The sequence below is a fragment of the Paracoccus sp. SSK6 genome (assembly GCF_039770665.1).
Classification (GTDB): Bacteria; Pseudomonadota; Alphaproteobacteria; order Rhodobacterales; family Rhodobacteraceae; genus Paracoccus.
The window spans coordinates 180,768-191,041 of the sequence record NZ_JBDPNJ010000004.1 but is presented as its reverse complement, the minus strand read 5'-3'; the positions used below and the strand labels follow the sequence as shown (position 1 = coordinate 191,041).

Here is a 10,274-nt window from a genome sequence, read left to right as displayed (position 1 = left end):
GTCTTGGTCATCGGCCCGGCCTGGTCCAGCGATGAGGCATAGGCGATCACCCCCCAGCGGCTGACACGGCCATAGGTCGGCTTCAGCCCCACGATGCCGGTGAAAGCCGCAGGCTGGCGGATCGAGCCGCCCGTGTCCGTCCCCGTCGCCGCAAGGCACAGGTCCGCCGCCACCGCCGCAGCCGAACCGCCGGACGACCCGCCCGGCGTCAACGGACGGTCGTCCACCTTCCACGGGTTCACCGCCGGGCCATAGCAACTGGATTCGTTGGCCGAGCCCATGGCGAATTCGTCCTGGTTCAGCTTGCCCAGCATCACCGCGCCCGCGTTCCACAGGTTCTGGGTCACGGTCGATTCGTATTCCGGGCGGAAGCCTTCCAGGATGCGGCTGGCGGCCTGCGAGGGCACGCCACGCACGCAGAACACGTCCTTGACGCCCAGCGGGATGCCGGTCATGGCCGTGGCATCGCCCGCCTTGATCCGGGCATCGGCGGCCTGGGCCATCTGCCGCGCCATGTCGGGGGTGTGGTGGACAAAGGCGTTCAGCGCGCCCGCGCCTTCGATGGCGGTCAGGCAGGCCTCGGTCAGTTCGACGGCAGTCGTGTCGCCCTTCTTCAGCGCATCGCGCGCATCAGAGATGGTCAGGGTGTTCAGGTCGCTCATTCCACCACCTTCGGGACGGCAAAGAAGCCCTCGCGCGCGTCGGGGGCGTTGGACAGGATCCTGTCGGCCATCCCGCCGGTGGTCACGACATCCTCGCGCCGCTTCAGCCGCATGGGGGTGACGCCGGTCATCGGCTCGACGCCGGTCACGTCCACCTCGGACAGCTGTTCCATGAAATGCAGGATGCCGTTCAGTTCGCGGGCAAGCGCGGGCAGAGCGGCGTCATCGACCGCGATGCGCGCCAGATGCGCGACCTTGCGGGCCTGATCCTCGGTGATCGACATGACGTTTCCTTTCGTTGGCGCGGGTTTACAGCCCCCCGCGCGCCCCTGCAAGAACCGCGCGGGGGGCTGGAGCGGCCGCCTCCGGGGGGCGCTTGAAAATTTTGTCGAACAGGCGGATTTTTCCCCTTGCGCCCCCCCGCAGCTTTGCCTAAACACCGCTCCACGCCGCCGGGAAACACTGGCAGCGCTGAAAAGTGGCCCGTTCGTCTATCGGTTAGGACGTCAGGTTTTCAACCTGAAAAGAGGGGTTCGACTCCCCTACGGGCTGCCACTTCTTCCTGAAATCGTTGATCCAGTAGCGGCGTTTGCTATATCTGGATGACGCAAAGGAAGCACCATGATCTCCGTCGAACATCAGCCGATCAATGTGACCATCGGGTGGGACCAGGACGCAGGGGTCTGGGTTGCCACGACCGCCGATGTGCCGGGTTTGGCCGTGGAGGCCGACAGCCTGGACAAGCTGCATCAGAAGGTCATGGCGGCGCTGTATGATCTGGCCGAATTGAACGGCTTTGCACGGGAGGGTGACCAGATCCCTGTGCATATGGTAACCAAGGAATTCCTGAAGCCTGTCCGATACGCCTGATTCATGGTCAAAGGCTACTATCGGGAACTGGTCGAGGCCTGGCGCGCTGCGGGCTGTCATTTTGTGCGAGCAGGCAAAGGCGATCACGAGATCTGGTTCAGCCCGGTTTCTGAATCCACTTCACGGTCGATCACGGCTGCAAGTCGCGGCACACGGCAAATGCAACGCTCAAGCAGGCAGGTCTTCCCAAGAGGTTCTGAAGTAAGGGTCGAATGATAGCCGCCGCCCTTGCGCAGGGCGGCGGGTTTGATCAGTCTTTCCAGCCTCAACTACACCCGCTCGTCCCGCCGCAGGTGTTGCACTTCATGCACGTCCCGTTCCGCACCAGCGTATAGTTCCCGCATTCGCCGCAGGGATCGCCCTCATAGCCCTGCATCCGGGCCTTGGCGCGGGCGTCCATGGCGGCAGGTTCCGCAGACATGATCGCGGTGGCCGACACGCCCGTCTGCAGCACCATCAGATCCTGGGGCAGGCGCTTGCGCAGGTAACCGGCGCTGCTGATCTGCTTCAGCATGGTCAGGGACTTCAGTTCCGACTGCTCGCTGACAGGGGCCACGTTCAGGCCCTCGCGCTCTCCGCCACCCATGTCGTCGAAGCGGGCGCCTTCGGGCTTCACATGCGCCAGATCCGTGCGGTCCAGATAGGACACCGCCAGTTCGCGGAACACGTAATCCAGGATCGAGGTCGCGTTCTTGATGCTGTCGTTGCCCTGCACCATGCCCGCGGGCTCGAAGCGGGTGAAGGTGAAGGCGTCCACGAATTCCTCCAGCGGCACGCCGTATTGCAGACCAACCGACACCGCGATGGCAAAGTTGTTCATCATCGCCCGGAAGCCCGCGCCTTCCTTGTGCATGTCGATGAAGATCTCGCCCAGGGTGCCGTCGTCGTATTCGCCGGTGCGCAGATAGACCTTGTGACCGCCGATCAGCGCCTTCTGGGTATAGCCCTTGCGCCGCTGCGGCAGCTTTTCGCGGTGGCTGCGCACCGTTTCCTTGACGATGATCCGCTCGACGATCTTTTCGGCGATCACGGCGGCCTTTTCCTGCGCGCTGCCGGTGGCAAGGATCTCCTCGGCTTCCTCGTCATCCTCGACCAGGGCCGCTGCCAAGGGTTGCGACAGCTTGGAGCCGTCGCGGTAAAGCGCATTGGCCTTGATGCCCAGCGACCAGGACAGTTCGTATGCCGCAAGCGCCTCGGCGATGGTCGCGCTGTTCGGCATGTTGATCGTCTTGGAGATCGCGCCCGAGATGAAGGACTGCGCCGCGGCCATCATGCGGATATGGCTTTCGACCGACAGATACCGCTTGCCGGTCTTGCCGCAGGCATTGGCGCAGTCGAAGACGGGCAGGTGTTCGGCCCGCAGATGCGGCGCGCCTTCCAGCGTCATGGTGCCGCAAACATGGTCGTTGGCGGCGTCGATCTGCGCGCGGGTAAAGCCCAGGTGGCGCAGCAGGTCGAAGGTGGGGTCGGCCAGCTTGTCGGCAGGAATGCCCAGGGTGCCCTTGCAGAAATCCTCGCCCAGGGTCCACTGGTTGAAGACGAAGCGGATGTCGAAGGCCGTGGCCAGCGCGGCCTCGATCTTCTCGATCTCGGCCAGGCCGAAGCCGTGGCCCGCCAGCGCGGTGTGGTTGATGCCAGGGCAGTTGCCCAGGGTGGCGTGGCCCACGGCATAGGCCACGATCTCCTCGATCTGCGCGGGGGCATAGCCCAGCGCGGTCAAGGCGGCCGGGACCGACTGGTTGATGATCTTGAAATAGCCGCCGCCCGCCAGCTTCTTGAACTTGACCAGGGCGAAATCGGGCTCGATCCCGGTGGTGTCGCAATCCATGACCAGGCCGATGGTGCCGGTGGGCGCGATCACCGTGACCTGCGCGTTGCGGAAGCCGTGATCCTCGCCCAGGGCCAGCGCCTCCTCCCAGGCCTGCCGGGCGATGGCGACAAGGCGGGCGTCGGGGCAGTTGTCGGCGTCGAGTTCGACCGGGGCTACGTTCACCGCCTGATAGGCGCCTGTGCCATGGGCCGCCGCGCGGTGGTTGCGGATCACCCGCAGCATGTGCTTGGCGTTGCGCGCGTATCCGGGGAAAGCCCCCAGTTCCGCCGCCATCTGCGCGCTTGTCGCATAGGCCACGCCGGTCATGATCGCCGTCAGCGCGCCGCAGAGCGCCCGGCCTTCGTCGCTGTCATAGCCCAGGCCCATGTTCATCAAGAGCCCGCCGATATTGGCATAGCCCAGGCCCAGCGTGCGGAAATCATAGGAACGCTGCGCGATTTCCCTGGACGGGAACTGCGCCATCAGCACGCTGATCTCCAGCGTCACGGTCCACAGCCGGGTGGCGTGGACATAGGCATCGGCGTCGAACCGGCCATCGTGATAGAAGGTCAGCAGGTTCATCGACGCCAGGTTGCAGGCCGTGTCGTCCAGGAACATGTATTCGCTGCACGGGTTGGACCCCCGGATCGGCCCGTCCTCGGGGCAGGTGTGCCAGGCGTTCACCGTGTCGTGGAACTGGATGCCGGGATCGGCGCAGGCCCAGGCGGCGTGTCCGACCTGATCCCACAGCTCGCGGGCGGAAACCGTCTTGGCGACCGTGCCATCGGTGCGGCGCAGCAATTCCCACGGCGCGTCCTCGCGCACGGCTTGCAGGAAGGCATCCGTCACCCGGACCGAGTTGTTCGAGTTCTGGCCCGAGACGCTGACATAGGCCTCGCTGTCCCAGTCGGTGTCATAGGTCGGGAATTCGATGCTGTCGAAGCCCTGGCGCGCGTATTGCAGGACGCGGTTGACATAGGTTTCCGGGATCATCGCGCGCTTGGCGGCGCGGATTGCGGATTTCAGGGCGTCATTCTTGGCGGGATCGGTTTCCCCGTCACCGGCACGGATCGCGGCGAAGATGTCGTTCAGCCGGGCCTCATGCGCCTTCGATCCGGCGACAAGGCTTGCGACCTTCTGCTCCTCGATGACCTTCCAGTTGATGAAGGATTCGATGTCGGGGTGATCCATGTCGCAGATCACCATCTTGGCCGCGCGGCGCGTGGTGCCGCCCGACTTGATCGCGCCCGCTGCCCGATCGCCGATCTTCAGGAAGCCCATCAGGCCCGAGGACTTGCCGCCGCCCGACAGCCGTTCCCCTTCGCCGCGCAGGCTGCTGAAATTGGTGCCCGTGCCCGAACCGTATTTGAACAGCCGCGCCTCGCGGACCCACAGGTCCATGATGCCGCCTTCGTTCACCAGGTCGTCGCTGACCGACTGGATGAAGCAGGCATGCGGCTGGGGATGTTCATAGGCGCTGTCGGACTTGACCAGCTTGCCGGTCTTGTAATCGACATAGAAATGCCCCTGCGACGGGCCGTCGATCCCGTAAGCCCAGTGCAGCCCGGTGTTGAACCATTGCGGACTGTTCGGCGCGGCCATCTGGCGGGCCAGCATGAAACGCATCTCGTCGTGATAGGCGCGGGCGTCTTCTTCTTTGGAAAAATACCCGCCTTTCCAACCCCAGTAGGCCCAGGCCCCGGCCAGCCGGTCGAAGACCTGCCGGGCGCTCGTCTCGCCGCCGTAACGCTGGTCTTCGGGCAACTGCGCCAAGGCTTCGTCATCGGCCACGCTGCGCCACAGGAACTCGGGGACGCCCTTTTCCCTGACGCGCTTCAGCGCGGCAGGGACGCCCGCCTTGCGGAAATACTTCTGGGCGATCACGTCGCTGGCGACCTGGCTCCAGCCTTCGGGGATTTCGACCTGGTCGTTGCGGAAGACGATCTTGCCGTCGGGGTTGCGGATCTCGCTGGTGGTCGTCGTGAAGGCGATGTCGCCGTATGCGCCCCCGTCAGGGGTGGTAAAACGCCGTTCGATCTTCATGCCCATTGCCCTTTCCTATCGTCGTCCCCCATCCGCGACTTGCGCCACGCAGCCAGCAGCCGCCCCATGGCCGCAGCCATGGGTCCGGGCGGAAGCACCGCCCGGCATGTCGAAAATCACGAAGCGACGGGCCTTGGTGATTATGGCTCACCTGCCACCACATCTGGTATGACCAACGCCGCAGGCCACAAGATTGATCCCGTCCGACCCGCGATGCAACGACTCTTATCTGTGGATAAGATCCAGAATCCCGTTGACTCGGGGTTTTGGAGGCGGCGCGAAGATTCGCGCACAGCGGGCGGGCCGGAGAAAATTCCAACAAAGATCGAATGGAGATTTTCGCGGCAAAAGCAGGGTGTTGGAAGAACCCTTCCCGGCCTTATCCACAGCCCTGTCCCAAGGTCATCCGCCGGTTTTGCACAACCGATGCAAACTTGTCACAGCGGACGGGCAATCAGGAATGCGGTCGGATCAGGCCCCTGTCGGTGACGATCAGATCCAGCGGCTGATCGAAGGGATCGGCCGGAATATCAGGCAGTTCCTGGACGGCGAAGGCCAGCCCGATCGCCGTTGCGCGGCCCGTTTCGCGCAGCATTTGCAGGGTCCGGTCGTAATAGCCGCCGCCATAGCCGATGCGGTTCCCGCGCCGGTCGAAGCCCGCCAGCGGCACGATCAACACCGTGGGCACCAGCAGCGGTTGCGAATCGGACGGATGAGAGGTGCCGAAGGGGCCGGGCACAAGCGGCTCGCCCTTCCATTGGCGAAAGACCAGCGGCACGGCCTTTCCCGGCACCACCGGCAGGCAGACCGGCCCGTCATGCGCTGCCATCGCGGGGCGGGGATCGGCCTCGCCCCGCATCGGCCAATAGCCGGACAGAACCTCGCCCGCATGGGGGGCAAGGGCCGCGATCAGGTGGCGGGCCAGGGCGTCCTGATCGCCGCCCTGGTCACGGGCGGCCAGGGCAAGGGCGCGGAGGGCGGGTTTGTCCATGGAGGTCACAGCAGCATCATCGTCGCAAGCCCCAGAAAGGCGAAGAAGCCCATCACGTCGGTCATGGTCGTGACAAAGGTGCCGGATGCCAGGGCGGGGTCCATGCCCAGCTTGCTCAGCGTCAGGGGCACCAGCACCCCGCCCAGGGCCGCGACGATCTGGTTCACCATCATCGCCGCCGCCAGCACCACGCCCAGCCGGATGTCGCCAAAGATCAACGTACCCGCAAGGCCCAAGATCAGGGCCAGCCCGACGCCGTTCAGCATCCCGGCCAGCAATTCGCGGATCACGACGCGCCGGGCATTCGAACGGTTCAGGTCGCGCGTGGCAAGCCCCCTCACGGCGACGGCCAGCGACTGCGTTCCCGCGATGCCGCCGGTCGAGGCGACGATGGGCATCAGCGCCGCAAGCGCCACAAGGGCGGCGATGGTATCCTCGAACATCGAGATCACGATGGCCGACAGCGACGCCGTGCAAAGGTTCGCCACCAGCCAGGGCAACCGCTGCCGGGCGGTGGCCAGCGGGCCGTCGGTGACGTGGCTTTCGTCGCCCACGCCGGCCAGGCGCAGGATGTCCTCCTCGTGCTCCTCGTCCAGGACCGCCATGGCGTCGTCGATGGTGATGATGCCCACCAGCCGGTCGTCGCGGTCCACCACGGGGGCCGAGATCAGGTGATACTGGTTGAAGACATAGGCCACGTCGCCTTCGTCGGCAAAGGCGCTGATGGTGCGGAAGCTGTCCTCGGTGATGTCGCGCAGGGGGGTCGCGTGGGCGGAGGCCAGCAGGCGGCCCAGCGTGACATAGCCCAGCGGATGGCGGCGCGGATCGACCAGGACGATGTGATAGAACTGCTCGGGCAGCCAGTCCTCGGATTGCAGGAAGGCCACGGCCTCGCCCACGGTCCAGTGTTCGGGGGCGGTCACGACCTCGGACTGCATCAGGCGCCCGGCGGAATATTCGGGATAGGCCAGCGACTGCTGGACAGCGGCACGGTCGGTCGCGTCAAGGGCGGCCAGGATCTCGGCCCGCTCGGGCTCGTCCATGTCCTCGACCAGGTCCACCACGTCGTCGCTGTCCATCTCGCGGACGGCTTCGGCGACGACCTCGGGCGGAAGCTGGTCGATCACCTCGTCGCGGATCGCCTCGTCGATCTCGGACAGGATCTCGCCGTCGATCTCGCCGGAATACAGGCGCAGGAAGGCGCGGCGCGGGGCGGGGTCCAGCCGTTCGATGATGTCGGCGATGTCGGCGCCGTGCATCGGCTCCAGCAGCGTGTTCAGGGCCGCCGTGTCGCCCGCCTCGATGGCCGCGTCGATCTGGTCCAGCAGTTCGCGGCGGGGCAGGAACTCGTCGCCGTCGCGGTCGAGCGGCTGGTCGTCAGGGGCAGGGGTCTGGTCGGTCATGCGGCACCCCCCGCGTTCAGCAGGTCAAGCGCGGCGCGGTGCAGGGCGGGCGATGCGGCGGCGATCACCTGCCCGCCGCCATGGGCCGGACCGCCCTGCCAGTCGGTAACGATGCCGCCCGCCGCCTGGACCACGGCCAGGGGCCCCGCGATGTCATAGCTTTGCAACCCGGCCTCGATCACCAGATCGATCTGGCCCAGGGCCAGCAGGCCATAGGCATAGCAGTCCAGCCCGTATCGCGTCAGCCGCACCTGGCGGGCCACGCGGCGGAAGGCGGCTTCCTCGGCCTCGCTGCCGACCTCGGGATAGGTGGTCAGCAGGGTGGCCTGCGCCAGGTCCACGCCGCTTCGCACCGCCAGGGGGCGGCTGCCCGCGTCCGTGACCAGGCGCGCCTGGCCCAACCCGCCTTCGAAGCGTTCGCGCGTGTAAGGCTGGTCGATCAGCCCGTAAGCGATGCCTTGGCCGTCGGACAGCCCGATCAGCACCCCCCAGCTTGGGGCGCCGCACAGGAATGCGCGGGTGCCGTCGATGGGATCCAGGATCCAGGTCAACCCGCTGGAGCCTTCGGTCGTGCCATATTCCTCGCCCAGGATCGCGTCGTGGGGGCGCAGCCGGGCCAGAACCTCGCGCATGGCGCGTTCGGCGGCGCGGTCAGCCTCGGTCACCGGGTCGAAGCCGGTCTGCCACTTGTTGTCGGCGGCAAGGCCGGTGCGGAAGAAGGGCAGGATGGCCGCGCGGGCGGCATCGGCCATCCGGTGCGCTGCATTGATGATGTCCTGCGCGTCCTGCATGGCTGCCCCCTTGGTCCGTTCCATCGGCAGGACTAACCCGAACGGTATCGTCCTGCCAGTGGCAGCGGCAAGGATTTGACAGCCGGGGCCGTCTCAGGCGCGTGACAGGAACACGTCCCGCGCCCGGAACGGATCAGGCGGCGTCGGACAGGACGCGCGCCAGTTCGAAGATCTGGCGGCGCTGCGCGACCGGCATGGTGTAATAGGCGCGCACCAGTTGCAGCGCCTCCTTGTCGGCCAGGATGTCGCCCGCGACCTCCTCGGGCATGTCGCTTTCGTGCAGCCCTTCGAAGAAGAAGCTGACGGGAACATCCACCGCGCGCGCGATGTCCCACAGCCTGGACGCCGAGACGCGGTTCATCCCTGTTTCGTATTTCTGGATTTGCTGGAACTTGATACCAACCTTGTCGGCCAGTTGCTGTTGGGTCATTCCGATCATCCAGCGGCGATGCCGGATACGCTTGCCAACATGAACATCAACACCGTGTTTCATCGTTACCACCTTGTGCAATCTAAGGAAGCACTAACCCAACCTTCCTCAATTTTCGAGTGTTAACCTGGTTAACGGGGGCGGTTCTGACCAAAAAGACAGGTTCGTGACGGGCAAACAGGAGGTGGCAGATAAGGGGATGACAGTTTTGACGAAAACTTCCACGGCGGGCTGTTCCGCGTCCATGCGAATCGCTTTGGTTGAACAACTTGGGGGCGACCCCGTCCTGCGCACGCTGTCCGCGCCGCAGCCGGGGCCGGGGATGGTCCTGGTGCGGATGCGGGCGGCGGCGCTGAACTTCGCCGATCTGCTGAAGGCCAGGGGCGAATACCAGGAACGCCAGGATCCGCCCTTCGCCCCCGGCCTTGAAGGCGCGGGCGAGGTGGTCAGCGCGCCGGTCGGTAGCGGCCTGCGGCCGGGCGACCGCGTGGCCGTTCTGGCCGCCGGAACCATGGCCGAACTGGTCGCCGTTCCCCCTGCCGCCTGCACGCCCCTGCCTGCGGGGATGGGCTTCGAGCAGGCGGCGGGCTTCCAGATCGCCTATGGCACCAGCCACCTGGCCCTGGCGGGCCGCGCCGCCCTTCGCGCGGGCGAAACCCTGGCCGTCCTGGGCGCCGCCGGCGGCGTCGGCCTGACCGCGGTCGAGATCGGGCACGCCATGGGTGCCCGCGTCATCGGCGTGGCGCGCGGGCCGGACCGGCTGGAGGTGGTGCGCAAGGCGGGCGCCGATCACGTCATCGACAGTGCCGATGGCGCGGACCTGAAGACGGGCTTGCGGGAACTGGGCGGCGTCGATGTCGTCTATGACGCCGTGGGCGACAGCGCGGGCGAGGCCGCCTTTCGCGCCCTGAACCCCGGCGGGCGCTTCCTGGTGATCGGCTTTGCCGGGGGCAGGCCGCCCGTGCTGCCGCTGAACCATGCCCTGGTCAAGAACATCGCCATCCACGGCTTCTACTGGGGCGGCCATGCGAAGCTGGATCCCCGCGCGCTGTCGGACAGCATGGCGGCCCTGTTCCGCATGTTCGGGGATGGCCGGCTGGCCCCGGTGGTGGGCCAGACGCTGCCGCTGGAGCGGATCGCCGAGGCCTTCGAGCTGCTGCGCACCCGCAGGTCAGTCGGCAAGATCGTCATCACCCTGTAACAACCTTGTAAAACTGTGCGGAATTGCCGCAGTCCGGGCATTGATTCATACCCGCATCATGCCAATATGGATC

9 protein-coding genes and 1 tRNA gene are annotated in these 10,274 nt (G+C 66.1%); 3 read left to right on the top strand and 7 right to left on the bottom strand.

Annotation, left to right across the window (positions count from 1 at the left end; translation table 11 throughout):
- Both AAIL68_RS05135 and gatC read right to left on the bottom strand, forming a co-directional pair.
- Positions 1–662: amidase (locus AAIL68_RS05135; RefSeq protein WP_347138494.1), on the bottom strand; the 662-nt coding region annotated here is incomplete at its 3' end.
- A complete protein-coding gene (gene gatC, locus AAIL68_RS05130) occupies positions 659–946 on the bottom strand; it encodes an Asp-tRNA(Asn)/Glu-tRNA(Gln) amidotransferase subunit GatC (RefSeq protein ID WP_154763836.1) in 288 nt (95 codons plus the stop codon). The genes AAIL68_RS05135 and gatC, both read right to left, overlap by 4 nt.
- A gap of 196 nt (positions 947–1,142) precedes the next feature.
- Here gatC and AAIL68_RS05125 point away from each other — a divergent pair.
- Together AAIL68_RS05125 and AAIL68_RS05120 are read left to right on the top strand one after the other, a co-directional pair.
- Positions 1,143–1,217 (top strand) — tRNA-Glu (locus tag AAIL68_RS05125).
- Between the two features lie 66 nt (positions 1,218–1,283).
- Entirely contained in the window at positions 1,284–1,532 is a 249-nt protein-coding gene (locus AAIL68_RS05120) for a DUF1902 domain-containing protein (RefSeq protein WP_347138492.1), read from the top strand.
- Positions 1,533–1,797: 265 nt separating this feature from the next.
- Here AAIL68_RS05120 and AAIL68_RS05115 read toward each other — a convergent pair whose 3' ends face one another.
- From AAIL68_RS05115 to AAIL68_RS05095, 5 genes are all read right to left on the bottom strand, one after another.
- A complete protein-coding gene (locus AAIL68_RS05115) occupies positions 1,798–5,385 on the bottom strand; it encodes a vitamin B12-dependent ribonucleotide reductase (RefSeq protein ID WP_347138491.1) in 3,588 nt (1,195 codons plus the stop codon).
- A 454-nt stretch (positions 5,386–5,839) separates the two neighbouring features.
- Complete coding sequence (locus AAIL68_RS05110; RefSeq protein ID WP_347138490.1) at positions 5,840–6,376, bottom strand: 5-formyltetrahydrofolate cyclo-ligase; 537 nt, start codon at positions 6,374–6,376, stop codon at positions 5,840–5,842.
- A gap of 5 nt (positions 6,377–6,381) precedes the next feature.
- Entirely contained in the window at positions 6,382–7,779 is a 1,398-nt protein-coding gene (gene mgtE / locus AAIL68_RS05105) for a magnesium transporter (RefSeq protein ID WP_347138488.1), read from the bottom strand.
- Positions 7,776–8,594 (bottom strand): inositol monophosphatase family protein, encoded by an 819-nt coding sequence (locus AAIL68_RS05100; RefSeq protein ID WP_347138487.1) that lies wholly within the window; start codon positions 8,592–8,594, stop codon positions 7,776–7,778. The genes mgtE and AAIL68_RS05100 overlap by 4 nt, the downstream gene beginning before the upstream one ends.
- 109 nt (positions 8,595–8,703) lie before the next feature.
- Entirely contained in the window at positions 8,704–9,063 is a 360-nt protein-coding gene (locus AAIL68_RS05095; protein ID WP_347138486.1) for a helix-turn-helix transcriptional regulator, read from the bottom strand.
- A gap of 181 nt (positions 9,064–9,244) precedes the next feature.
- Here AAIL68_RS05095 and AAIL68_RS05090 point away from each other — a divergent pair, with 181 nt between their 5' ends.
- Positions 9,245–10,201, top strand: coding sequence for an NADPH:quinone oxidoreductase family protein (locus AAIL68_RS05090; RefSeq protein ID WP_347138485.1), 957 nt, complete (start codon positions 9,245–9,247; stop codon positions 10,199–10,201).
- The last annotated feature ends 73 nt before the right edge of the window (positions 10,202–10,274 follow it).

Excerpts from the sequence above, each read along its gene's own strand:
- gatC (WP_154763836.1), bottom strand. The coding sequence starts at position 946 with ATGTCGATCACCGAGGATCAGGCCCGCAAGGTCGCGCATCTGGCGCGC.
- AAIL68_RS05120 (WP_347138492.1), top strand. The coding sequence starts at position 1,284 with ATGATCTCCGTCGAACATCAGCCGATCAATGTGACCATCGGGTGGGAC.
- AAIL68_RS05115 (WP_347138491.1), bottom strand. The coding sequence starts at position 5,385 with ATGAAGATCGAACGGCGTTTTACCACCCCTGACGGGGGCGCATACGGC.
- AAIL68_RS05110 (WP_347138490.1), bottom strand. The coding sequence starts at position 6,376 with ATGGACAAACCCGCCCTCCGCGCCCTTGCCCTGGCCGCCCGTGACCAG.
- mgtE (WP_347138488.1), bottom strand. The coding sequence starts at position 7,779 with ATGACCGACCAGACCCCTGCCCCTGACGACCAGCCGCTCGACCGCGAC.
- AAIL68_RS05100 (WP_347138487.1), bottom strand. The coding sequence starts at position 8,594 with ATGGAACGGACCAAGGGGGCAGCCATGCAGGACGCGCAGGACATCATC.
- AAIL68_RS05095 (WP_347138486.1), bottom strand. The coding sequence starts at position 9,063 with ATGAAACACGGTGTTGATGTTCATGTTGGCAAGCGTATCCGGCATCGC.
- AAIL68_RS05090 (WP_347138485.1), top strand. The coding sequence starts at position 9,245 with ATGCGAATCGCTTTGGTTGAACAACTTGGGGGCGACCCCGTCCTGCGC.